This is a genomic window from Streptomyces daliensis (genome assembly GCF_054782395.1).
This window is the reverse complement of the sequence record NZ_BAAGSO010000120.1, coordinates 31,601-55,898: the sequence shown is the minus strand read 5'-3', so window position 1 is coordinate 55,898 and position 24,298 is coordinate 31,601. Positions and strand designations below refer to the sequence as shown.

Sequence of the window (24,298 nt, the reverse complement as noted above, 5' to 3'; positions counted from 1 at the left end):
CGGCAGCCAAGGCCACAGCTCTGTCACCGCCGCTTCCGCCCCCTCCCGCCTGTCGGAGCAGGGCACTAGCCTTCACTCCCACACGCCTCACTCGGGGGAGGTCCGGGGGGAATCGGGGGTCGCATGGTGGGTCGCATGGTCACACTCCGCTCAGTACGTCGAGCCCGCGCACGGGCCGGGGCACGCACACATCCGCCGCACCGCCCGCGGGTCGCCGTGCCGCCGTGCGCCTCGCGTGTCACGTGAGCGCCCTCGAAGAGCTCGTCCGGCGCGGTGTCGTGCGCATCGGCAGGGCCGGTGACGGGTATGACGGACGGAGCGCCGCGTTCTGGGGCAGTGGTTTCTTCGTCGCCCCCGAATGGGTGCTGACGTGCGCGCATGTCGTGGCCAAGGGGGCGGGTGCCGTGTGGAGGGGCGAGCGCGTCATCGGTGTCACCACGGCGGACGGCGTGACCCACACCGGCGAGCTGGCCTTCGGCCTGCCCGCACCGGCCGATCCCGAGGGCCCGCCGGCGCACTGGCCGCTGCCCGATGTCGCGCTCATCCGCGTCCCCGGCGCCACGGACCCCGACTGCCTCTGGCTCAGCGACCGTTCCTCCCTCACCCCCGCCGAGATCGGCCTCTACGGCTGGACGTCAGCGCCCGGCGGCGGGCAGGTCTATCTCGGCGGCACCGGCATGGCCAGCGGCGGCAGCGGCGGCCCCCTCGTGCTGCGCGGCGGCTTCCTGCCGCCAGGCTGCTCGGGCGGCCCCGTCGTGGACCTCGCGCGCGGCGCGGTCATCGGCCTCAGCAAGGGGCAGGCCAAGGCGCAGGGCGGCTCCGGGCTCGCCGTCCCCGCCACCTCGCTGAGGGCACTGTGCGACGAGGGCCCGCGCGCTGCACGCCTCTGGCACGAGGTGCTGCGCGCACACGACCGGCACCATCTGCGCCGCTATCTCGCCCTCGGCGCGAGCTGGCCCCGTACACAGGTACAGGCCCCCGCCGAACTGCGCCCCTACGGCTTCACGCCCGACCGCCGCACGCAGCTCTACGGGCTGCTGGGCGCCCTCGCGCCACCCGGCAGCGCGGGCCAGGTGCTGGAGATGGTCAACGACGTGCGGCGCCTCGTGCTCCAGTCCTCCTACGCGATGGACACCCACGCCCCGCGCGGCTGGCGCGAGGGCGCCGGGCTGCTCTACGCCCCGCACGACGGCCAGTCGGCCGGGAACGGCGGGCCCGAGGGCACCTCGGACCTGGAGCTGGAGGCCGTCGTCCTGTACGCGGCGAAGGTCTGCGCGGCGCTCTCGACCGTCCCCGGCACCTCGGGCGCTGGCTCAGCGCCCCACAACCCGGGCCTCCCCGGCGCCCCCGGAGCCACGGCGCTCGCCGCCCTCGTGGAGCCCGAGCCCCTCGAAGGCACCCCGGAGGCCGCGCACGCCGCGCACGGGGCCCTGCGCGACTGGGTCCTGGGGACCGCCGTCACGCTCCAGAACGAGGTCGTACGCGCCCAGGTCCCCGGCATCCTCGACGGAGCCCGCGCCGCACGCGCGGCCCACGCGGACGTCCTCATCGAGATCGATCCGGACGTCTACGGAACCCACGCCTGGCGCGTCAAGCTCCTCCAGGAGGACGGCCAGATCACCCCCGTACGCCACAACGAGACCGGCGTCCCCCGCGAGGAGCTGGAGCGCGACATCCGCGCAGCGCTGGCCACCGCGCTGGACGAGGGGGACGTCGGCGAGCACCTGGCCGCCGTGGACTTCATGGTGCCGCGCGGGCTGTTCGACGAGCCCCTGGACGAATGGCGGGCCCGCCCGCCCGACCCCGGCGAGCCCTTCAACCCGCACACCCTGCCCCTGGGCCGCCGCCGCCTCGTCGTCCTGCGCGACGGGCTGCGCTGGCGCCAGGGCCTCACCCCGGAGTGGCGCTCCCGCTGGAACGGCGCCGCCGAAGGGCCCCTGGAGACCGTGCCGCTGCGCGGCGAGGTCCTGCGCGACGGACACGAGGCGGCCCTTCCCGAGAGCGACAGCGCGGTCTACGGCCGCCTGTCCGCCGTGCCGCCGGGCGCCGTGCCCGTCCACTGCTCCCGTACGTCAGGGGGGCGCGGCGCCGGGGCCATGACCGCGGCGCTCACCGCGGGACACGCCGTGGCGCTGTGGCGGCGCTGCGACGAGACGCACACCGACTGCGCCGAGTTCCACGACAGGGCCGCGGCGCTCCTCGCCGAGGCGGGCACGGCGCACCGGCTCCCCGAACGCATCAGGACCCTGCGCAACCTCAACGCCGATCCCGCCGTACCCGACCCCGATTCGGCCTGGGCACGGGACATCGTCCTCATCTACGATCCGCCGCATGGGCCACCGCTCCCCGACGGACCGCTGCGCGCGCCGCGGCTGCGCCCTGGACGGCCGTCATGACACCTAAGATGCCGGTCCAACAGCCATGAGGAGTCCACAGTGAGCGATTGGCGCATCTACCGGGGAGCGGGCCTCCCGCACGACGGCGTGCGGCGGTTACCCGATCCGCCCCCCTGGCGGGACTTCACCCTCCCGTCGGGTGACGAGACGAGCGGGCCCGGCGCCGAGGACGGCGAAGGCGGCGACGCGGCCAGGCGCCTGGGCGTGCGCAGAGCGCTGGTCGAGAACCTGCACCCGCGCCCCGAGGAGGTCGAGGCCGTCAACGCGGCCCTGTACCTCCGCCGCCCCCTCCTGGTCACGGGAAACCCCGGAACGGGCAAGTCCACGCTGGCCCACGCCGTCGCCTACGAGCTGGGGCTCGGCCGCGTGCTGCGCTGGCCCATCGTCAGCCGCACCACCCTCCAGGACGGCCTCTACCACTACGACGCCATCGGCAGGCTTCAGGACGTCCAGCTGGACCGCGCCATCGAGGGGGAGCGCGTCGAACGGCCCCCCGTCGGCTCGTACATCCGGCTGGGCCCCCTGGGCACCGCACTGCTGCCCGCGGAGGAGGACGGGCTGCCCCGTGTCCTCCTCGTGGACGAGCTGGACAAGAGCGACATCGACCTCCCCAACGACCTCCTGAACGTCCTGGAGGAGGGCGAGTTCACCATCAGGGAGCTGGAGCGCAGCGCCGACCGCGAGCCGGTCACCGAGGTGCTCACGGACGACGGCAGGAAGGTCCCCGTCACCGGCGGCAGGGTGCGCTGCACGACGTTCCCCTTCATCGTCCTCACCTCCAACGGGGAGCGCGACTTCCCGGCGGCCCTGCTGCGCCGCTGCATCCAACTGGAGCTGAAGCCGCCCGGCGAGAAGCAGCTCGCCGCCATGGTCACAGCCCATCTGGGCGAGGAGGCGCTGGCGGAGGGCGAGGAGTTCGTGGAGCGCTTCCTCCAGCGCGAACCGGGCCAGGTGATAGCGACCGACCAACTGCTCAACGCCCTGTTCCTGACGCAGCGCGCTCCCGGGGCTGAGCGGGTCACCCGCAACCGCCTCGCCGAGATGCTGCTGCGTCCGCTGGACCGCCCGAGGTGATGGCCTATGTCGACGCCGCCTGACAGGCGGCTCACAGGCCGGCTCGCCGAGCTGATCACCCGGCTGCGGGAAGCGGGCTGGGACCCGACGGCCGAGGAGGTCGCCGAGGCGATCTGGCTCGCCCGCTGGACCGGCGAGGCCCCCGAAGAGGCCGAGCCGGTGCTCGCGGAGCTTCCGTACACCACGGGCGAGCCGCGCCGCCAGGGCAGCCGGGAGCAGGCGCCCCCGCACGCCGCCGCGCGCGGGGACCGCACGCTCACGCAGGACGAACGCGCCTCCCCCGTCTCGCTGTACGCGCCCGGCAGGCACGGCGGCGGGCCCCCGCGCGCCTTCCCCGTCCGGGCACCGGCCGCGGGGACGCTCTCGGGCCTGCTCGGGCTCCAGCGCGCCCTGCGCCCCCTCCTCGGCTACCGCCCGCCGCTCCCGCCCGTGCCGGGCCCGCTCGACGAGGACGCGACCGCTGACCTGAGCGCGCGCGGCGCCTCCGTGCACCCCGTCTTCGGCCCCGTGGTGCGGCGCGAGGCCGAGGTGCTGCTGCTGATGGACGCCTCGCCCACCACGTCCGTGTGGCAGCTCACCTTCGACTCACTGCGCCAGACCTGCGAACAGCTCGGCGCCTTCCGCGACGTACAGGCGCTGTACCTGCACCGCGCCGCCGACGGCACCCCGCTCATCGGCACCGGACCCGAACGCGGCACGGCGCGGCTGCGCCCCGCCGACAGGTACCGCGACACCACGGGCCGCCGCCTCACCCTCCTCGTCAGCGACTGCGTGGGCCCGCTCTGGCAGGACGGCGCGGCCCAGCGGCTGCTGCACCGCTGGTCGGGCTGCTCCCCGCTGGCCGTCGTCCAGCCGCTGCCGCCCCGGCTGTGGCCGCGCACCGCGCTCCCGGCCGAACCCGGCCTCCTGGTGCGCGACGGCGGCGACGGCGGCAAGGTCACCTTCGAGCCCGACGGCTACGGCCCGCCGCCCGCGCACGACGCGCTGCCCGTGCCCGTGCTGCTGCCCACCGCGGCGGCGCTCGGCAACTGGGCGAAGCTGCTGGGCGGCAGCGGACGGCGCACCGTGCGCGGTGCGGCGGCCTGGGTGCGTCCCCGCCACCGCGCCATGCCGCCTCCGCCCGACGCCTCGGGTGTCCCCGGGGACCCGCGCGAGCTGCTGGGCGCCTTCCGTGCGAGCGCCTCGCCAGGCGCCCTTCATCTGGCAGTGCACCTCGCGGCGGTGCCCCTGGTGCTGCCCGTCATCCAGCTCGTCCAGGAGGCGATGCTGCCTGACACGGGGCCCATGGAACTGGCCGAGGTGCTGCTCAGCGGGCTGCTGGAGCGGCTGCCCGACATCGAGGGCGCCGCCGGGCCGCGCTACGCGTTCGTCCCGGGCGTGCAGGAACTCCTCCTCCAGTCCCTGGACCAGGGCGCCGCCGTGCTGGTGCTCAAGTACCTCTCGGAGTACGTGGCCCGGCACTTCGGCCGGGGCACCCGCAACTTCCCCGCGCTCGCCGTCGCCCGCCTCTCGGGCCGCGCGGGCGACCCGCTGCCGCCGGTCGCAGGAGCCGCGGCCGGGCGCGAGCCAGGACGGGCCGCCGACGGGACCGAGGACGAACTGTTCGCGGAGATCCCGGCCCGCGTCGTGCGCTGGTACCGGCCTGAGCGGGCCGCGCCCGGCGGTCTGGCCGAGGCGGAGCGGCTGCTGCGCCAGTGGTGGTCACAGGGCGACCCCCAACTGCTCCACCAGGCACGCGCGTACGCGGAGGCGGCGCTGGCCGCCGCCGAGGGCGGGGCGGCGGCCGCAGCCCAAGACACCCCGGACGACGGCACCGCCGGCCCCGTGGACCCTGCGGACCCCGTACGGGCCAGGCTCGTCCTCGGGCAGGTGCTGCACGCCCTCGCCGAGACCGGGGAGGCGCGCCGCAGCCCAGGAAGCGCCCGGGGGCTCCTCCACGACGCGGCGGCCCTGCTCAGCGGGGACGGCGGGGACAGCGGGGGCGGCGGGGACAGCGTGGCGAGCCGGTTCGAACTGGCCGCCGTCCAGCACGACCTGTGGGAGGCCGAGCGCGACCCCGCCCACCTCCTCGAAGCGGAACGCACCCTGCGCGCGATGGGCGGCTCCACCCTGATGGCCGCCGCTTCGGGCCCCGGCGATCCGGACACCGTCCGGGACAGCCTGCCGCTGCCCGCCGAGACCGAGCGGACCAGACGGCTGCGCCTGGGCCGCGTCCTGCTCGCCCTCGCCCGCTCCGGCACGGGCAACGGCCACCGCGCCGACGAGGCGGCGGCCGAACTCCGCGCCGCGGCCGGACTGCTGGCCGCCACGGGCGCCGACGAACGCGAGCGCTGCGCGGCGCTCCTGGACCTGACGGACGCGCTGCGGCTGACCGGCGCCGGAACCGACGAGGTGCTGGCCATCCTCGACGACGCCGAGGCGGCGGCAGGGGAGAGCGTGCCGCTGCGGCTCCAGTGCGTACGGGAGCGGGCACGCGTGCACCGCGAGGCCCGCGCCTGGCGGGAGGCGGACGAGGCGTACGCGCGGGCCGAGTCCCTCACCGAGCGCGACAGCGTGCGGCGCTGCGCCCTGCTCACCGAGTGGGGCGAGATGCTGCTGACGGAGGCGGCCGACGCGGCACGCGCCGAGGGCGTGCTGCGCGAGGCGCTGACCGGCGCCCCGGCGAGCGGCCCGCTCCTGGCCCGTATCCAGCTCCTGCTGGGCGACGTCCTGGTGGACAAGTTCGACCGCGAGGGCTTCCTGCCCGACCTCTACGAAGGCTGCCACCTGCTGGAGCAGGCCGCGCGCAAGGCGGCGGACCCCGGGCCGCGAGCGCGCGCCTGGCTGCGGCTCGGCCTCGCCCGGCGCCACTTCCCGCCGGGCGACCCCCAGCACGGGCGCGCCGAGGAGGCGTTCAACCGGGCGCTGTCCGAGGCACGCTCTGCGGACGGACCCGAGGACGGACCGGGGCCCGCGTCCGGGGCCGAGGCCGGTTCCGGCTCAGGTTCCGGTTCCTGGGAGGGCGGGACCGGCGCCGCCGGGCCCGACCCGTACGTCACCGCCAGGGCCCGCTTCGGACGCGGCGCCTTCCACGAGACCAGGGGCCGCCCCGGCGCTGCCCTCGCCGACTACCGCGCGGCCAGAGCCGAATGGCGCCGCCTGCGCGGGCTCGGGCTCGGCGTCCCCGAGGACGAGGTGCGCGCCACGGACGCGCGCATCGCAGCCCTGGGAGGGTGACGGGACGGCACAGGCGGCGCGTCGGCCGAATCACCGAGGCTCGGCGGCCGAACGGGTTTCCGTATCCAGGGCGTCGGGAAGGAAACTTCATCCGCGGTGACAAGCCTCCGGCGCGGGGCGTCAGGGAGGAGAAAGAGCGTGGTGCAGCAGAGCGACACCGCGACCGCCGAGCGGGTCCGGGAGACCGCCGGGGTACCCGCGCTGCCCGATCTCTCAGGCGTTGACCTGCGCACCCTGCGTGCCATGGACGACCCGGTTCTCACCGAGGCGGTCGCCCACGTGCTCCGTCGCCCGGCGCAGCTCGCCGAGATCTGGTGCGACGGGAGCGACGGCACGTTCCACGGCGGCTGACGGGGGCGCCCAGGGGCGCCGGACAGCCTCCAGGGGCGGTATTCGGCCACATCTGTGGCTTGGGAGGGGGAGCGGTGCGTACTGCTGCGAACACGTTTGCCGTGGACTCCGGGACCCTGGCGCGCATGTCCCGCACCCGGCCGGGCCCCGCCGACCTCGCGCTGCTGCACGCGGGGCTGCACAGCCACCGCCTGGTGCTGCTGAAGTCGCTGCTCGACCGCGCCGGGCGCGCCGGGCTCGGCGACTGCGCGCGCGAACGGCTCGCGCAGCACTGGGAACTGCTGGAACGCGCCGAGAGCCGTCGCCCCGCCGAGGTCAGGGAGGCGCTGGCCTACCCGGCCGTCGGCGATTGGCTGGCGCACGCGCTGAACACCGATGTCGCCGACCCGACGCACGGTGCGGCTGGGCCCCAGGGGGAGGCCGGTCCTTACGGGGACACCGTGAAACCCGCGCCCCCTGCGACACCCGCGCCCCCCGGAGCCCCGGACACCCCCGCCCCCTCCGGCCCCTCCGCTCTCGCCCCGTCCCGCGAACCCTTCGAACAGGCACTCCTGCGCTTCGGGGCCGTCGCCGTCGCCGTCGCCCTCCACGCCCGCACCGGATTCCGGATCACCCTGCCCACCGACGAAGGGCGCCTCGTCCTCCCCGGTATCGGCACGTACGAGGCCCACGCGCCGCGCGTACGCCTCGTCGCCGGGCCGCGCAGCCTGCGCCTCACCCCCGAGGGCCGCCGCAGCGGACTGCTGCTGACGCGCCCGTACAGCAGGGCGGCGGGCGTCGGCTGGCGCGGCCTCAGCACTCTGCCGGGCAGCAGGGCCAGGCTGGACGACTCAGGCCCGTACCGCCTCAGGGGCCGGGGCGGCCCCGTGCCGCGCGGCGGGGCCCGCGCACGAGGCGGCGAGGGCGCGCGCGGCACCCCGGCCGGGCCCTGGCTGACGCGCTGGTGCTCCGCGCTGGCGCTGCTGGAGTCCGCCGACCCAGCGCGGGCCGCCGAAGTCGCCTCGCTGACCCGCGCGCTGGTGCCGCTGGACCCGTCACCCGGTGGAGTCTCCAGCGCCACCCTGCGTGCCGCGCCCTGGGCCGTGCTCACCGGACTGCCGGACAGCGCCCCGGACATGGCCGAGGTGCTCGTCCACGAGATCCAGCACAGCAAACTCGCCGTCCTCGGGGACCTCGCGCCGCTCCACCACGCCGGTGAGGAGGCGGTGTACCGCGTCGCCTGGCGCCTCGACCCGCGGCCCTTCAGCGGCGTACTCCAGGGCACCTACGCGCATCTCGCGCTCGCCGACCTGTGGGACAGGATCGCCGAGCGCCCCGGCGCGACCCCCGCGGCCCGCGCCGCCGCCCGGGGCCACCGCGAGGAGTACCGCGAGCAGGTGGCCGAAGCGCTGCCGATCCTCCTGGAGTCCGGCCAACTGACGTGCACGGGCCGTGAGTTCGCGATAGGGATGGAGCGTCATCTGCTGAGCCTGGGGCAGCGCGGCGTACCACTTCGCCGCCGCCAACGGTATGTCACACATGGGTGACTTTCGGTAATATCGCCAACGCGTCATCACCGGATGCCGCGGGGGCACACAACGAGGGAGACGCGCGCATGGTCGCTCAGCGGCGGCAGGGCGAGGGCGGTGCACGGGAGCAGGGGCCGGCGGCACACGTCGTGGTGGCCTTTCCCGGCTATCACCGGCCCTGGGCCACCTGGATCGCCCACACACTGGAGCGCCACGGTCACCGGGTGACGCTCCAGCGCTGGGACCCGTCCAGGGAACAGCGGCTGGAGGACGCGCTCGGCGATCTCCAGCTCGCCACGGGACGGGTGCTGCTCGTCCTCAGCGACTGGTTCTTCCAGCTCGGCCCCCGCCGTGAGGGCGAGTGGAACGACGTGCTGCGCGGCTACGTCGCGGACAACGCCGAGCGGTTCGCCGCCGTCAACCTCACCAACCGCTCCCTGCTGCCCGCCACCGCCGTCCTGGAACCGGTCGATCTGTGGGGCGTCGGCGAGGCCGAGGCCGAGCGCAGGCTGCTGACCAGGCTCGAACTGCCCATGGCGACCTCCAGGCAGGTCCCTGACGGCGCGGGCTCCCGCTATCCGAACGACCCGCCCGCCGTGTGGGGCGAGGTCCCGCGCCGCAACCCCCGCTTCACCGGGCGCGACGAACTGCTCAACCGCATGCAGCAGACCCTCATGGACGCGGCACGCGGCGCCTCGGCGTGCACCCTCGTCGGGATGTCGGGCATCGGCAAGACCCAGCTCGCCGCCGAGTACGCACACCGCTTCAGCTCCGACTACGACGTGGTCTGGTGGGTCAACTCGGACCAGCGCGGCACCCAGCGCGAGCGCTTCGGCGAACTGGCACCCCAGCTCGGCCTCCGCTCCGGCTCCGAGCCGGGCGAGCGCATCCGCGTGGTGCGCGAGGCACTGCGCAGGGGCGAGCCCTACGGGCGCTGGCTCGTCATCTTCGACGGCTGGGAGGACGTCGAGGAGGCCACCAAGGTGCTGCCGAGGGGCGGCTCGGGACACGTCCTGATCACCTCCCGCAACCGCGCCTGGGGCTCCTCGACGGACGTGGTCGAGGTGCCCAGCTTTGAACGGGCCGAGTCCACGGGGTATCTGATGCGCCGCGCCCCGCACCTGAGCGCCCAGGACGCGGACGAGGTCGCCGTCGAGTTCCAGGACGTGCCGCTCCAGCTCGCCCACGCCGCCGCCTGGCTGGGCGAGTCCCACATGGACGCCGCCGAGTATCTGCGCAAGGTGCGCGAGGGCGAGATCGTCCCCCTCGACGAGGAGTCGGGGACCGAAGGCTATCCGCAGCCGACGCTCGCCTCCTGGTCGATGATGCTCAACAAGCTGCGCCAGTCCGAGCCCCGCACGGTGGAACTGCTCCTGCTGTGCACGTCCTTCGCGCCGGGCCGCATCCCCATCGGACTCGCCCGCGGGCTCTCGGCCACGGAGCTGCCCGAGAACCTGCGCTGGATCACCTCTGACCTGCCCGACTGGGCGCGTGCGCTGGACTCCCTCGTCAACTACTCCGTGGTCACCAGGGAGGCCCGCAGCGGCTCCGTCGGCGAACCGGGTCCGCAGCAGGAGTCCGTCCACATGCACCGCCTGGTGCACAGCATCGTCGGCCAGCTCACCGGGCGCGAGGACCGGGGCGTCTACCGCCGCGTCGTGCGCAGGCTGCTCGCCGAGGCCGACCCGGGCGACCCGATGGACAGCAGGCAGTGGCCCCGCTACGCCGAACTCATGCCCCACCTGGGCCCGTCCGGTGCGCTGAGCAGCACCGACGGGCGCGTGCAGGCCCTCGTGCTGCACTGCCTGCGCTACTGCTTCTCCAGCGGCGAGTTCCGGGCCGGGGCCGAACTGGCCGAGCAGGTGCGCGACAGCTGGTCGCGCATCATGGAACCGCAGGCACAGCCCATGCTCGACCTCGCGGCCCAGCAGGGCTCCATCCTCCGCTCCAGCGGGCGCTTCCGCGAGGCGTACGAACTGGACCGCTCCGTCCTGGAGCGGCTGCGCGCCTCCGCCGACGGGCGTGACATCGCCCTGATGCTCGCCACCAACTGCCTCGCCTCCGACCAGCGCTATCTGGGGCAGTACGCGGAGGCGCTCCAGGTGCAGCGCGAGGTCGTCACCACGGCGCACCGGCTGCTCGGCCCCGAGGAGTGGACCACCCTCAACGCGCAGCACAACCTGGGCGTGGGGCTGCGCCTCCTCGGCCGCTACAGCGAGGCGTACGAGATCGACCTCGACACCCTCCGCAGGCGCGAGGAGGTCCTGCGCGCCCGCCACTCGGCCACCCTCAACTCCGGCACCGCCTGCGCCCGCGACCTCCGCCTCATGGGCCGCTACCAGGAGGCGCTGGCCCGCCAGGAGCTGGGCATGCGGCTGCACGTCCAGGTGCTGGGCGAACAGCACCCGCAGACGCTCTGGGCACGCCACAACCTCGCCCTGTGCCTGCGCCGCGCCGCCAGCACCCCGCAGGACATCGGCGGCATGCTGGCCGCCCTGCTGGAGCAGCACGAGCAGGCGCACGGCCGCGGCCACTTCACCACGCTGGCCCTGCTGACCGACTTCGGCAACTACCTGCGGGAGCACGGCGACCTCTCCCAGGCCCGCGATCTGATCACCGAGGCGGAGAACGGCTACCGCGCACTGCTCGGCCAGGCCCACCCGGTGCCCACGGGCATGCAGTCCAACACGGGCCTCGTCCTCCAGGCCGAGGGCGACAGGGACGGGGCGCTGAACATGTTCGAGCAGGCCCTCGTGGGCCTGCGCACCCTCCTCGGGGACGACCACCCCTGGACGCTGGGCTGCGCCCTGAACACGGCGGGCGGGCGCAACTTCACCGGGCGCCTGGAGGAGGCGTGCGAGCTGTCCAGGGACACGCTGCGACGCTCCCGTCAGATGCTCGGCTCGGACCACCCGCTGACGCTCTCCTGCGAGATCGCCCTTGCCGGGGACCTGCGGGCGCTGCGTGAGCGGGACGAGGCGGGCAAGGTCGAGGAGGACGCGCTCCAGCGCCTGACCCGCTCCCTGGGTGCCCAGCACACCCACACCCTCTCGGCCCGCCAGCGGGTGCGGCCCTACTGGGACTTCGAGCCCTACCTGGGCTGACGGCAGGACGGCGGCCCCTCGCGACGCGACGAGGGGCCGCGACCCGTACGGCGACCCGTACACGCACCCCGTACGACAAAGGGCCCGGCCCCGCGCCTCACGCGCGGGACCGGGCCCCTGTCGTGCCCACCAGGTCATGACCGCGAGGTCACGACCGCCGGATCAGAGGTCGAAGACCTCGCGGACGAGCTGGGCCTGCTCCTCCTGGTGCCTCTTGCCCGAGCCGACGGCCGGGGAGGACGAGGAGGGCCGCGAGACCCGGCGGAGCCGGTCCGCGTTCGGCACCGGTTCCGAGCCGATGATCAGGTCCAGGTGGTCCACCAGGTTGAGCGCGATGAACGGCCACGCGCCCTGGTTGGCGGGCTCCTCCTGGGCCCAGACGTACTTCTCCGCGTTGGGGAAGCGCGCCATCTCGGCCTGGATCTCGTTGCCGGGCAGCGGGTACAGCCGCTCCAGCCGGATGATCGCCGTGTCCTTGGCGCCGCGCTTCTGCCGCTCGGCGTCCAAGTCGTAGTAGACCTTGCCGGAGCAGAAGACGACCTTGCGGACCTCGGCCGGGTCGCCCTCGCCGGAGGCGATGTGGGTGTCGCCGATGACGGGGCGGAAGCCGCCCGTGGTGAACTCCTCCGTCTTCGACGCCGCCGCCTTGAGCCGGAGCATCGACTTCGGGGTGAAGACGACCAGCGGCTTGTGGTGCGGGTTGTGGACCTGCCAGCGCAGCAGGTGGAAGTAGTTCGACGGGAGCGTCGGCATGGCGACCGTCATGCTGTTCTGCGCGCAGAGCTGGAGGAACCGCTCGATCCGGGCCGAGGAGTGGTCCGGGCCCTGGCCCTCGTAGCCGTGCGGAAGCAGCAGCGTCACACCGGACGTCTGGTTCCACTTCTGCTCGGCGGAGCTGATGAACTCGTCCAGCACCGTCTGCGCGCCGTTGACGAAGTCACCGAACTGCGCCTCCCACATGACCAGCGCCTCGGGGCGGGCCAGTGAGTAGCCGTACTCGAAGCCCATCGCCGCGTACTCGCTGAGCAGCGAGTCGTAGACGTTGTAGCGGGCCTGGTCCTCGGAGAGGTAGAGCAGCGGCGTGTAGTCCTGCGCGGTCTTCTGGTCCAGCAGCACGGCGTGCCGCTGGCCGAAGGTGCCACGGCGCGAGTCCTGGCCCGCCAGGCGGACCGGGGTGCCCTCCATCAGCAGGGAGCCGATGGCGAGGGTCTCGCCCATGCCCCAGTCGATCGTGTCGTCCTCGATCATCGCCGCGCGGCGCTGGAGCTGCGGCAGCAGCCGCGGGTGGACGGTCACGTGGTCCGGGATGTTGACCTGCGACTCGGCGATCCGCTTGACGACCTCCTGGCTCACGCTGGTGTCCAGGTGGACGGGGAACTCGGCCTGCGGCTCCGGGACCTCGGGCGAACCCGGCTCCGTCGTCGCGTCGCGGACCTCCGTGAACACCTTCTCCAGCTGGCCCTGGAAGTCCTGGAGCGCCTGCTCGGCCTCCTCCAGGGTGATGTCGCCCCTGCCGATCAGCGACTCGGTGTAGAGCTTGCGCACCGAGCGCTTCTTGTCGACCAGGTTGTACATCAGCGGCTGCGTGAAGTGCGGGTTGTCCGTCTCGTTGTGCCCGCGGCGGCGGTAGCAGATGAGGTCGATGACCACGTCCTTGTTGAACGCCTGGCGGTACTCGAAGGCCAGCCGCGCCACGCGGACCACGGCCTCCGGGTCGTCACCGTTCACATGGAAGATCGGGGCCTCGATCATCCTGGCCACGTCGGTGGAGTACATCGACGAGCGCGCCGACTCGGGCGCCGCCGTGAAGCCGACCTGGTTGTTGATGATGATGTGCACCGTGCCGCCGGTGCGGTAGCCGCGCAGCTGCGACATGTTGAGCGTCTCGGCCACCACGCCCTGGCCCGCGAAGGCCGCGTCGCCGTGGAGCTGGACGGGCAGGACCGTGAAGTCCGTGCCGCCCTTGCCGATGATGTCCTGCTTGGCGCGGGCCACACCCTCGACGACCGGGTCCACGGCCTCCAGGTGGGAGGGGTTGGCGGTGAGCGAGACCTTGATCTGCTCGCCGTCAAGACCGGTGAAGGTGCCCTCGTTGCCCAGGTGGTACTTGACGTCGCCGGAGCCGTGCATCGACCGCGGGTCGAGGTTGCCCTCGAACTCCCGGAAGATCTGCGCGTACGACTTGCCGACGATGTTCGCCAGGACGTTCAGCCTGCCGCGGTGCGCCATGCCGATGACGCACTCGTCCAGCCGGGACTCGGCCGCCGCGTCGAGCACCGCGTCCAGCAGCGGGATGACGGACTCGCCGCCCTCCAGCGAGAAGCGCTTCTGGCCGACGTACTTGGTCTGGAGGAACGTCTCGAACGCCTCGGCCGCGTTCAGCCTGCGCAGGATGCGGAGCTGCTCGTCGCGCTCGGGCTTGTCGTGGGACCGCTCGACGCGGTCCTGGATCCACTTGCGCTCCTTCGGGTCCTGGATGTGCATGTACTCGATGCCGGTGGTCCGGCAGTACGAGTCACGCAGCACGCCCAGGATGTCGCGCAGCTTCATCATCGACTTGCCCGCGAAGCCGCCGACGGCGAACTCGCGCTCCAGGTCCCACAGCGTCAGCCCGTGCTCGTTGATGTCGAGGTCAGGGTGCTTGCGCTGCTTGTACTCCAGCGGGTCCGTGTCCGCCATGATGTGGCCGCGCACCCGGTAGGAGTGGATGAGGTCGAAGACCCGGGCCGCCTTGGTGACGTCGTCGTCGTGCGACGCGTCGATGTCCTTCATCCAGCGCACGGGCTCGTACGGGATGCGCAGGGCCTTGAAGATCTCGTCGTAGAAGTCGTTCTCGCCGAGCAGCAGGTTGGCGACCTGGCGCAGGAACTCGCCGGAGGCGGCCCCCTGGATGACGCGGTGATCGTACGTGCTGGTCAGCGTCATGACCTTCGAGACGCCGAGCCGGTTCAGGGTGTCCTGCGAGGTGCCCTGGAACTCCGCCGGGTACTCCATCGCGCCGACGCCCATGATGACGCTCTGCCCTGGCATCAGGCGCGGCACGGAGTGGACGGTGCCGATGCCGCCGGGGTTGGTCAGCGAGACCGTGACCCCGGAGAAGTCGTCCATCGTGAGCTTGTTCTCGCGGGCCCGCCGGACGATGTCCTCGTACGCCTGCCAGAACTCGAAGAAGGTGAGGGTCTCGGCCTTCTTGATGGCGGCGACCACGAGCTGCCGGTCGCCGTTCGGCTTCACCAGGTCGATGGCCAGACCGAGGTTCACGTGGTCCGGCTTGACCAGCGTCGGCTTGCCGTCCTTCTCCGCGAAGGAGTAGTTCATCGACGGCATCGCCTTCAGCGCCTGCACCATGGCGTAGCCGATCAGGTGCGTGAAGGACACCTTGCCGCCACGGGCGCGCTTGAGGTGGTTGTTGATGACGATGCGGTTGTCGAACAGCAGCTTCACCGGAACGGCGCGCACGGACGTGGCCGTGGGCAGCTCCAGGGAGGCGCTCATGTTCTTCGCGACGGCGGCCGAGGGGCCGCGCAACTGCTGGTACTCGGGCCCCGACGGAGCCTCGTCAGCGGCTTCGGAGCCCTTCGCCGGCGCCGCCTTCGCTGCGGGCTTCGGCTGCGCGGGCGCCGCGGCCTTGGCCTTCGGCGCGGCCTGAGCCTGAGCCGGGGCCTGCTGCGCGGGCGCCGCAGGCGCGGCGGGAGCCGCAGACGGCGCGGGAACACCCGTGCCCGCCTGCTTGCCCGCTCCGTCGGAGGCGCTGGTGGTGCCCGGCGATGCCGGAGCCGAGCCCTGGGCGGCGGGGGTCTCCCCGCCCTCCGGCTCGCTCGCCGAGCCAGAACCTGGCTTGTAGTCGGCGAAGAAGTCCCACCAGGCTCGGTCTACCGAGTTCGGGTCCTGGAGGTACTGCTGGTAGATCTCGTCGACGAGCCACTCGTTTGGTCCGAAAACAGAGGCAGGGTCCTTGCCCTGGCCCTCTTGATCGGTCGAGACGCTCGAGCTGTTGGGGGACTGTGACGACACGGCGGCAACCGCCCTCTTCCGCGTTCCTAAAGATGGTGGACAGCGGAAATAAAGGCTACGCCCCTCTTGCCGTGAGGTGCAGTCCGCATGGCCCTGTCGTCGTGCAAGTCACATCCGAAGCCTGGTTTCGGCCCAGGATTTGGCGGGAAACACACAAGGTTTTGCCCAGCGCCCGGAACCGTGGGCCGGTTCTCCGGCGTCACGGATCTCGCGTCGGCGCTGAACATCCCGCGTCACGGGCGCTTCCTGCGGTGTCACCACCGCACCTCGGCTTCGAGCTTACGTCAACCGGGTGCCTTTCCCAGCCCCGGGAGGGTGACCTGGATGCGGCAGCCCCGAGGGGATTCGGCCACCCGTATCCACCCGCCGTGGAGATCGACGGCCCAGCGGGCGATGGCGAGACCGAGCCCCGTGCCCCCGTCGCCCGCGCCCTGCCCGCCCTTGGCGCCCTGCGTACGGCTGAACCGCTCGAAGACCCGGTGCCGCTCCGAGGCCGGGATGCCGGGGCCCTCGTCCAGCACCTCGACCTCCAGGCTCTCCACCCCCTCGCCGGGGCGCGCCCTGACCGTGACCCGGCCGTGCGGCGGGCTGTGCTTGACCGCGTTGTCTATGAGATTGGCGACCACCTGGTGCAGCCGCTCCGCGTCGGCGTGCGCGGTCAGCTCCGGCGGTGACACGTCCAGGTGGAGATGGACGTCCGTACGGGCGTGCCCGGAGCCCTTGCTCATGTTCGCCTCCTTGAGCACGCCCGCCAGATACGGCCACACCTCGAAGCGGCGCGAGTGCAGCGGTACGACACCGTTGTCGAGCCGCGAGAGGTCGAGCAGGTGCTCGACGAGGCGCCCCAGCCGCTCGGTCTGGCTGAGCGCGGTGCGCATCGTCTCCGGATCGGCCTCCGAGACGCCGTCCACGACGTTCTCCAGTACGGCGCGGAGCGCCGCGATGGGGGTGCGCAGCTCGTGCGAGACGTTGGCGACCAGCTCCTTGCGGTGCTGGTCGACCGCCTCCAGATCGGCGGCCATCCGGTTGAAGGTCTCGGCCAGCTCCCCGAACTCGTCGCGCCGCACCTGCCCCACCCGGCGCGAGTAGTCCCCGTCGGCCATGGCGCGCGCCGCCTCGGTCATCTCGTCGAGCGGCGCCGTCAGTGCCTGCGCCACGAACTGCGTGACCAGCAGCGACGCGATGATCGAGAAGATCGTGATCACCCGCAGCTCGGTCGCCGAATAGACGGCGAACAGGGCGAGCAGCGTCGTGATCACCACGGAGACGATCACCAGCGCGCCCAGCGCGGCCTTCACCGAGCGGTACGGGTCGAGGGGCTTCAGCCACTCCCACACACGCGCCCAGACGCGGCGCAGCACGGGGCCCCAGCGCGGCCCCCACTTCTCCTCCCAGTCGCGCTCGACACGCGCTCTGACGCGGCGTGCGAGGCGTACGAGGGGGGTCCGCAGGGACCGCGACAGCCCGGCCAGGTCGGTCATGTCCCAGTGCCCCTGTGCCGTCGCCGTCAGGATCCGTCGGCGGTGGACGCCGGGGAGGCCGACGGAGTCTCCAGCGCGTATCCCACGCCGTGCACCGTACGGATGCGCTCGGCTCCGATCTTCCTGCGCAGGGCCTTGATGTGGCTGTCGACCGTGCGCGTGCCGGAGGCGTCCGCCCAGTCCCACACCTCGGCGAGCAACTGCTCCCGCGAGAGCACCGCGCGCGGCGAGTGCGCCAGGCACACCAGCAGGTCGAACTCCGTCGGCGTCAGATGCACGTCCTCGCCCGTGACCCGGACCCGGCGCTGCGCGTGGTCGATCTCCAGCTCGCCGAGCCGGAGTATCCCGCTGCGCGGCGTGTGCGCGGCGAGGGTGGCCCGCTCGACGCGGCGCAGCAGTACGTGCACCCTGGCCGCCACCTCGCGCATGGAGAACGGCTTGGTCATGTAGTCGTCGGCCCCGACGCCCAGGCCGACCAGCATGTCGGTCTCGTCGTCCCGCGCCGTGAGCATGAGCACCGGCACCGGGCGCTGGGCCTGCACCCTGCGGCAGACCTCCAGCCCGTCGAAGCCCGGCAGCATCACGTCGAGGACGATGAGGTCCGGCTGCCATGCCTCCGCCGTGTCCACGGCGGCGGGCCCGTCGCCCGCCGTCTGCACCTGGAAGCCCTCGGCGCGCAGCCTCATGGCGATCGCGTCCACGATCGTCGGGTCGTCCTCGACGACCAGGATGCGGCGCTGGGCACCAGGGGTGGCTGCGGCGGCTGCCGTGCTGCCTTGTGTCTGAGTTGTGTTCTTCTGGTCCATTCGGCCCCGCCCCTGCTGTGCGCCGCGGTGTGTTGTGGCTTGTTCGTGTGCGTGTGGCAGCAGCGTAAGGGCCTCGTGTGGGCTGCGGCTACGCCGGTTTGGTTGCGAAGTGGACCACGTCGGGGACGCCTCGGGCGACGCTGATCTCTTCGGTACGGACCCTTGTGAATCCGGCATTCCGCAATGTGTCGTCGAATGTGGGGGAGGGCTGGGCCGACCAGACGGCCAGCACTCCGCCGGGCCGCAGCGCCTCGCGGCACAGGGCGAGCCCGGACGGCGCGTAGAGGGAGCCGTTGTCCTCGGTGACGGTCCAGCCGGGCCCGTTGTCCACGTCCATGCACACCGCGTCGTAGCGTCCGGGGGCCGCGCGCAGATGGGACAGCAGGTCGTCGTGCGCGACCTCGCAGCGCGGGTCGCGCAGCGCCTCCGCCGTGACCGCCGACAGGGGGCCGTCCCCCCGGTGCCAGTCGATCACCGCCTCCTCGCGCTCGACGACGGTGACGCGTCCCCAGCGCGGCTCCGCCGCCGCCTCGGCCAGCGAGAAGCCCACGCCCAGGCCGCCGATCAGCAGTGCCGGCGCGTCCGTGCCAGGGGCGAGACGGTCCAGGCGGTCCAGCGCGGCGCGCACGAGCAGGCGCTCGGAGCGGCCGTCGGAGGTGTCCATGAGGAAGCACCCGTTGGCGATGATCTGGAGCAGCTCGCCGTGCCGCCGCAGGACGACCTCCCCGTAGGGGCCTTCGCGACGGTCCAGGACGACGGGTCCTGTGGTGGTGTCGGGGTGAGGGCTCGGGAACGGCATGGGCGCCATCCTCGCAGCGGCGTGCGGGCTCGCGCGGGTGGTTTACGGGCGCCTCCGGGGGCGACGGGAAGCCCACGGCGGGGCGCCGTGTTGACCCGGGACGGGGTGGGGCGGGGTCCGGGACCCGGCGGGGTGGGGCGTTTGCTCACAGCGAACACGCCTCCGGGGCGGGAACATCCACACCTCCCAGAGCATTGAGTCCACATAGCTCAACTTGCCTGCCGAGGGAGAGATCATGGCTTCGACGTCCGCAACGCTCACCCTGCCGGTGCTGCCCCTCGATGACGAGGTCGTGCTGCCGGGCATGGTCGTGCCCCTGGACCTGTCCGACAGCGACGTACGGGCCGCCGTGGAGGCCGCACAGGCAGCCGCGCCCCGGGGCGAGAAGCCACGGGTGCTGCTCGTCCCGCGCGTCGACGGAAACTACGCGGACACCGGCGTGCTCGGCCGCGTCGAACAGGTGGGCCGCCTCGCCGACGGCGACCCCGGCGCCCTCATCCGCGGCCTGCACCGCGTCCGCATCGGCTCCGGCACCACAGGGCCAGGCGCCGCGCTCTGGGTCGAGGGCACCGAGGCCGAGGAGGCCGCGCCTGACCCCGTGCCCGGCCAGGTCGCCGAGCTGATGAAGGAGTACAAGGCGCTGGCCACCGACTGGCTCCGCAAGCGCGGCGCCTGGCAGGTCGTGGACCGCGTGCAGCAGATCGAGGACGTGGGCGCCCTGGCGGACAACGCCGGATACTCCCCGTTCCTCACTACGGACCAGAAGATCAGGCTCCTGGAGACCACGGACCCCGTCGAACGGCTCCGCCTCGCCACCGAGGCGCTCCGCGAACACCTCGCCGAGCAGGACGTGGCCGAGTCCATCGCCAAGGACGTCCAGGAAGGCGTCGACAAGCAGCAGCGCGAATTCCTGCTGCGCCGCCAGATGGAGGCCGTCCGCAAGGAACTGGCCGAACTGAACGGCGATCCGGAGGACGAGGGCGAGGACTACCGCGCCCGCGTCGAGGCCGCCGAACTCCCGGACGACGTGAAGAAGGCGGCCCTCAAGGAGGTCGACAAGCTGGAGCGCTCCAGCGACCAGTCCCCCGAGGGAAGCTGGATCCGCACCTGGCTCGACACCGTCCTGGAACTGCCCTGGAACGAGCGCACCGAGGACGCCTATGACATCTCAGGGGCTCAGCGCGTCCTGGACGAGGACCACGCGGGACTCCAGGACGTGAAGGAGCGCATCACCGAGTACCTCGCGGTGCGCAAGAGGCGCGACGAACGCGGGCTCGGCGTCGTCGGCGGACGGCGCGGGGGAGCGGTGCTCGCCCTCGTCGGCCCGCCCGGCGTCGGCAAGACCTCGCTCGGCGAGTCCGTCGCGCGGGCCATGGGGCGCAAGTTCGTCCGGGTCGCGCTCGGCGGCGTCCGCGACGAGGCCGAGATCCGCGGCCACCGCCGCACGTACGTGGGCGCACTCCCGGGGCGCATCGTCCGGGCCGTCAAGGAGGCCGGCTCCATGAACCCGGTCGTCCTCCTCGACGAGGTCGACAAGGTCGGCTCCGACTTCCGCGGCGACCCCGCGGCTGCCCTGCTGGAGGTCCTGGACCCCGCCCAGAACCACACCTTCCGCGACCACTACCTGGAGGTCGAGCTGGACCTCTCGGACGTGGTCTTCCTCGCCACGGCCAACGTCCTGGAGGCCATCCCCGAGGCGCTGCTCGACCGTATGGAGGTCGTCCAGCTCGACGGGTACACCGAGGACGAGAAGGTCACCATCGCCCGCGACCACCTGCTGCCCAGGCAACTGGAGCGCGCGGGCCTGGCGGCGGACGAGGTCGGCATCGACGACGAGGCACTGCGCAGGCTCGCTGGCGAGTACACCCGCGAGGCGGGCGTACGGAACCTGGAGCGCGCCGTCTCCCGCGTCCTGCGCAAGGTGGCGGCCCAGCACGAGCTGGGCGAGCAGAAGCTGCCGCTCACCGTCGGCGCCGACGCGCTGCGCGAGCTGATCGGGCGGCCCCGCCACACGCCCGAGTCCGCGCAGGACCCGGCCGAGCGCCGCACGGCGGTGCCCGGAGTGGCGACGGGGCTGGCGGTCACGGGCGCGGGCGGCGACGTCCTCTTCGTCGAGGCGTCCCTCGCGGACCCGGAGACCGGCGCCTCGGGCCTGACCCTGACGGGACAGCTCGGCGACGTGATGAAGGAGTCCGCGCACATCGCGCTCTCCTACCTGCGCTCGCGGGGCGCCGAGCTGGAACTGCCCGTCGGCGATCTGAAGGAGCGCGGCATCCACCTGCACGTCCCGGCGGGCGCCGTCCCCAAGGACGGCCCGAGTGCGGGCGTCACCATGACGACGGCGCTGGCCTCGCTGCTGAGCGGGCGCCAGGTGCGTCCTGACGTGGCGATGACCGGCGAGGTCTCGCTGACGGGGCGGGTGCTGCCCATCGGCGGCGTCAAGCAGAAGCTGCTGGCGGCGCACCGGGCGGGGGTGACCACGGTCATCATCCCGAAGCGGAACGAGCCCGATCTGGACGACGTCCCCGAGGAGGTGCTGGCCGGCCTCGACGTCCACCCCGTCTCGGACGTGCGCCGGGTGCTGGAGCTGGCGCTGACCCCGGCGGAGGCGGGCGCGGGGGTCGCGGAGGTGCCGGTGGCGGCGTGACGCGGGCGCGGGTGCTGTGCGGGCCCGGCCCGGTCCGCGCCGGAGGACTCCGGCCGTGGTGTGACGGCCGCGGCCGGTGACGACGGGTGGCCCTCCCCAAGGGGAGGGCCACCCGCTTCGTGTGTGGGGGGTTGGCGAGGGGGCGAGGTGACGGATGACAAATGATGAAATCTGTTAGTTGATATCCGTCATCTGTTATCTGATAGCTGCTACCCGTCAGCCGTCAGCCGTCAGCCGTCAGCCGTCAGCCGTTCGCCAGTACCTTGAGCCTGTCGTACGCGCCGTTGAAGACGTTGTGGTCGCCCACGATCGGCCCTGACGACGTGTACTGCCAGAAGGTGTAGAAGCCCCAGCCCGCAGGCAGTGTGCCGGGCGAGGAGGCGTAGCGGGCGATCCACAGGGGGTTCGTGGAGCCGAAGCTGCTGTTGTTGCCGGTGCACTGCGACCACCAGTTGGTGGTCGTGTAGATGACCGCGTCGCGGCCGGTGCGTGCCTTGTACGTCGTGGTGAAGTCGCGGATCCAGCTCACCATGGCGCTCTGGCTCAGCCCGTAGCAGGTGGCGCCGTACGGGTTGTACTCGATGTCCAGGACGCCGGGCAGCGTCTTGCCGTCCTTGCTCCAGCCGCCGCCGTTGGTGGCGAAGTAGTTGGCCTGGCTCGCGCCGCTGGAGTTGTTGGGCAGCGCGAAGTGGTAGGCGCCGCGGATCATGCCGATGTTGTACGAACCGTTGTACTGCTGGGTGAAGTACGGGTTCTTGTAGCTCGTCCCTTCGGTTGCCTTGACGTAGGCCCACTTGACGCCGCTGCTCCACAGCGACGACCAGTTGACGTTCCCCTGGTGGCTGCTGACGTCGACGCCTTCCACCGTCGCGGCCAGGGTCGGCGGCGGGGTGCCGTCGGTGGGGTCGCCCTCGTGCTGCTGCACGCCGGCGCCCATCCACGCCTCGCCCGGCTTGATCGGCGAATCGTCGTGGGGGGCTGCCGCCGCCGCGCCCGGCAGGGCGAGGAGGAGGGCGATCGCGGCGAGGAGGGCCCCCGCCGCGCTGAGGAAGCCGCGTCTGCGGCGGATGGTGCGGGATCCGGTTCTGGGCATCGCTGCCTCCGAAGACCTCTGTGGGGGTGGAGAGATGGGGGCGGTGCGGGTGGTCCGGCATGCCCGTGGTATGGGCATGTCAGGTGAACGTACGCGCGTAGACAAGGGGTGGGAAGGGCGCCCGGGTGGTGCCGTTGGTCTACTCCTGCGAAATACTGGCGGAGCTGCGACGATCCCTGCCGCTGGCAGAAACTTTCTTGACGGTAAACGCCGGAGAGGGCGCTGACGTGCACAAGGCCCGGACCCAGGACGACCCCGCGATGAAGCCCGAGGATGGTGTGGACCACTCCGAGGGGCACACCTATGCCTCCGAGTTCCTCGATCTGGAACGCGAGTTGGCGGTCTTCCTGCGCCGCGCCCGTGCCTCCTCCGGCGAGATGGCCCGCGAGGTGCACCCCGAGCTGGAGCCCGCCGCCTACGGGCTGCTCGTGCGCCTGGAGGACGCGGGGCCGCAGCGGGCCACGGACCTGGCCGCCTACTTCGGCGTCGGCAAGGCGACGATGAGCCGCCAGTTGCGTGCGCTCGACGTCCTCGGCCTCATCGCCCGCACCCCCGACCCCGCCGACGGCCGGGCCTCGCTGCTCCAGCTCACCCCCGAGGGCAGGGAGCGCTTCACGCGGGTGCGCAACGCGCGCAGGGCCGAGTACGGGCGCAAGCTCGCCGCCTGGGACCCCGCCGAGATCGCGGAGCTGGCCCGGCTGCTGCACCGCCTCAACGGCACGGCCGAGTCCGACCCGGAGGCGACGGACCCCGAGAGCGCGTAACGCGCCCCGCGGCGCCCCGTCACGTCACCGGGCCGCCCCCGGCCCCACTCCGCGCAGCTCGACGTCACAGCTCGGCCAGCAGCGCCGTCGCGTCGTCGTGGCGCTTGCCGCGCGGGGCGCTCGCGGCGGTCTCGGCCGTGCGGACCCGGGCCACCAGCGCCGCCGGGCCCTCCTTCCGTACGAGCGCGAAGAGCCCCGCCCAGTCGCCGAGCCTGAAGGTCTCCACCCAGCGCGTCGCCCCGTCGGTGAGGGCGAGCAGGGCCCGTACGTCGCCGCGCGGGGTGGTGCCCGTGACCGCGCGGGCCGCGACGGAGGGGTCGGCCGCAGCGGTGTGGAAGCCGGTGCCGTCGGGCGCGTTGCGCAGGGCCTCCACCGCGCGCACGTACGCCTCCGAGGCCGCGGCACGCTCGGCCGTGTCAGGGGCCAGTGCCCGCACCCTGTCGCGCAGTGCGTGCACGTGGGCGGGGAGTTCCCCGAGCCGGGGGTCCAGCACGGGGGTGACGGAGCCGTCCGCGCGCTCCAGCAGCAGCGCCGAGTCCGAGAGCACCAGGTGCTCGACCGTGTCCGCTTCCCAGCGCGCGGCGACCACGGTCGCCTGCGGCGTTCTGCTGTGAGAAAGGTCACAGATTGAACTGTGTGCGTCGGCGGTACGGGCGATGGCCTCGGCGAGGCATCCGGCCAGGGGCATATCCCGCTGTGAACCGGACAGTTCGAGCATCGCGCCCCCGAGGCGCGCCGTGAACCAGGGGACGCCGTGCGTGCAGCCGTAGTCCTCCGGAGGCGGGGTCACCCCGTCCAGGACCACCAGTGCGCCGCCGCTTCCCGAGGCGGGCAGGGCGACCGACGCGTAGTCCTCGTTGGGGCGTTGGGGGTCGCCGGGCTCGCTCGTCATCTCGATGCGCATGCGGCCAGTCTGCTGGAACCCGTCGCGGGTGATCGTCCGTACGGGCGTGGAGCGCGCGGACGGCCGCGTGGGGCCGCGAAGGGGACGGACCGGCAGGTCAGAGGGCCGCGCGGTGCCGGGGTGCGGCCGGAATACGCTGCT

At 73.0% G+C, this 24,298-nt stretch carries 14 protein-coding genes; 8 read left to right on the top strand and 6 right to left on the bottom strand.

Annotated elements, in window-relative coordinates:
* Window positions 1-242 precede the first annotated feature (242 nt).
* From ACYVOO_RS34710 to fxsT, 6 genes are all read left to right on the top strand, one after another.
* The gene (locus tag ACYVOO_RS34710; protein ID WP_461019702.1) at window positions 243-2,396 is read left to right on the top strand and encodes a VMAP-C domain-containing protein; all 2,154 of its coding nucleotides are present in this window, start codon (window positions 243-245) and stop codon (window positions 2,394-2,396) included.
* 39 nt (window positions 2,397-2,435) lie between these two features.
* Entirely contained in the window at window positions 2,436-3,470 is a 1,035-nt protein-coding gene (locus ACYVOO_RS34705; protein WP_453345451.1) for an AAA family ATPase, read from the top strand.
* Window positions 3,471-3,476: 6 nt separating this feature from the next.
* Window positions 3,477-6,686 carry an SAV_2336 N-terminal domain-related protein gene (locus ACYVOO_RS34700; protein ID WP_461019701.1) on the top strand — a complete coding sequence of 1,070 codons (3,210 nt, stop codon included), beginning with the start codon at window positions 3,477-3,479 and terminating at the stop codon, window positions 6,684-6,686.
* A gap of 138 nt (window positions 6,687-6,824) precedes the next feature.
* Entirely contained in the window at window positions 6,825-7,037 is a 213-nt protein-coding gene (locus tag ACYVOO_RS34695) for a hypothetical protein (protein ID WP_461019700.1), read from the top strand.
* A 125-nt stretch (window positions 7,038-7,162) separates the two neighbouring features.
* Window positions 7,163-8,563, top strand: coding sequence for an aKG-HExxH-type peptide beta-hydroxylase (locus tag ACYVOO_RS34690; protein ID WP_461019699.1), 1,401 nt, complete (start codon window positions 7,163-7,165; stop codon window positions 8,561-8,563).
* 68 nt (window positions 8,564-8,631) lie between these two features.
* A complete protein-coding gene (gene fxsT, locus ACYVOO_RS34685) occupies window positions 8,632-11,649 on the top strand; it encodes an FxSxx-COOH system tetratricopeptide repeat protein (RefSeq protein WP_461019698.1) in 3,018 nt (1,005 codons plus the stop codon).
* A gap of 162 nt (window positions 11,650-11,811) precedes the next feature.
* Here fxsT and ACYVOO_RS34680 read toward each other — a convergent pair whose 3' ends face one another.
* The 4 genes from ACYVOO_RS34680 to ACYVOO_RS34665 all read right to left on the bottom strand — a co-directional run bounded on the left by ACYVOO_RS34680 (window position 11,812) and on the right by ACYVOO_RS34665 (window position 18,749).
* Window positions 11,812-15,663 carry a multifunctional oxoglutarate decarboxylase/oxoglutarate dehydrogenase thiamine pyrophosphate-binding subunit/dihydrolipoyllysine-residue succinyltransferase subunit gene (locus ACYVOO_RS34680; RefSeq protein WP_461019697.1) on the bottom strand — a complete coding sequence of 1,284 codons (3,852 nt, stop codon included), beginning with the start codon at window positions 15,661-15,663 and terminating at the stop codon, window positions 11,812-11,814.
* A 284-nt stretch (window positions 15,664-15,947) separates the two neighbouring features.
* Complete coding sequence (locus ACYVOO_RS34675; RefSeq protein ID WP_461019696.1) at window positions 15,948-17,144, bottom strand: HAMP domain-containing sensor histidine kinase; 1,197 nt, start codon at window positions 17,142-17,144, stop codon at window positions 15,948-15,950.
* Between the two features lie 26 nt (window positions 17,145-17,170).
* Entirely contained in the window at window positions 17,171-17,950 is a 780-nt protein-coding gene (locus tag ACYVOO_RS34670; RefSeq protein WP_461019695.1) for a response regulator transcription factor, read from the bottom strand.
* An 88-nt stretch (window positions 17,951-18,038) separates the two neighbouring features.
* Window positions 18,039-18,749 carry a spermine/spermidine synthase domain-containing protein gene (locus ACYVOO_RS34665; protein WP_461019694.1) on the bottom strand — a complete coding sequence of 237 codons (711 nt, stop codon included), beginning with the start codon at window positions 18,747-18,749 and terminating at the stop codon, window positions 18,039-18,041.
* Between the two features lie 235 nt (window positions 18,750-18,984).
* Here ACYVOO_RS34665 and lon point away from each other — a divergent pair, with 235 nt between their 5' ends.
* Window positions 18,985-21,396, top strand: a complete 2,412-nt coding sequence (lon, locus tag ACYVOO_RS34660; RefSeq protein WP_461019693.1) for an endopeptidase La — start codon at window positions 18,985-18,987, stop codon at window positions 21,394-21,396.
* 244 nt (window positions 21,397-21,640) lie between these two features.
* Here the strand turns inward: lon and ACYVOO_RS34655 are convergent, their stop codons facing one another.
* Window positions 21,641-22,489, bottom strand: coding sequence for a lysozyme (locus ACYVOO_RS34655; RefSeq protein ID WP_461019692.1), 849 nt, complete (start codon window positions 22,487-22,489; stop codon window positions 21,641-21,643).
* Between the two features lie 260 nt (window positions 22,490-22,749).
* On the opposite strand from ACYVOO_RS34655, the gene ACYVOO_RS34650 reads away from it, so the two are divergent.
* The gene (locus ACYVOO_RS34650) at window positions 22,750-23,253 is read left to right on the top strand and encodes a MarR family winged helix-turn-helix transcriptional regulator (RefSeq protein WP_461019765.1); all 504 of its coding nucleotides are present in this window, start codon (window positions 22,750-22,752) and stop codon (window positions 23,251-23,253) included.
* A 64-nt stretch (window positions 23,254-23,317) separates the two neighbouring features.
* On the opposite strand, the gene ACYVOO_RS34645 is transcribed toward ACYVOO_RS34650, so the two are convergent.
* On the bottom strand, window positions 23,318-24,157 hold the full coding sequence (locus tag ACYVOO_RS34645) for a protein phosphatase 2C domain-containing protein (protein ID WP_461019691.1): 840 nt from the start codon (window positions 24,155-24,157) through the stop codon (window positions 23,318-23,320).
* Between the last annotated feature and the right edge of the window lie 141 nt (window positions 24,158-24,298).

Coding starts and splice junctions, on each gene's coding strand:
- ACYVOO_RS34700 (WP_461019701.1), top strand. CDS start 3,477: ATGTCGACGCCGCCTGACAGGCGGCTCACAGGCCGGCTCGCCGAGCTG.
- ACYVOO_RS34690 (WP_461019699.1), top strand. CDS start 7,163: ATGTCCCGCACCCGGCCGGGCCCCGCCGACCTCGCGCTGCTGCACGCG.
- fxsT (WP_461019698.1), top strand. CDS start 8,632: ATGGTCGCTCAGCGGCGGCAGGGCGAGGGCGGTGCACGGGAGCAGGGG.
- ACYVOO_RS34675 (WP_461019696.1), bottom strand. CDS start 17,144: ATGACCGACCTGGCCGGGCTGTCGCGGTCCCTGCGGACCCCCCTCGTA.
- ACYVOO_RS34670 (WP_461019695.1), bottom strand. CDS start 17,950: ATGGACCAGAAGAACACAACTCAGACACAAGGCAGCACGGCAGCCGCC.
- ACYVOO_RS34665 (WP_461019694.1), bottom strand. CDS start 18,749: ATGCCGTTCCCGAGCCCTCACCCCGACACCACCACAGGACCCGTCGTC.
- lon (WP_461019693.1), top strand. CDS start 18,985: ATGGCTTCGACGTCCGCAACGCTCACCCTGCCGGTGCTGCCCCTCGAT.
- ACYVOO_RS34655 (WP_461019692.1), bottom strand. CDS start 22,489: ATGCCCAGAACCGGATCCCGCACCATCCGCCGCAGACGCGGCTTCCTC.
- ACYVOO_RS34650 (WP_461019765.1), top strand. CDS start 22,750: ATGAAGCCCGAGGATGGTGTGGACCACTCCGAGGGGCACACCTATGCC.
- ACYVOO_RS34645 (WP_461019691.1), bottom strand. CDS start 24,157: ATGCGCATCGAGATGACGAGCGAGCCCGGCGACCCCCAACGCCCCAAC.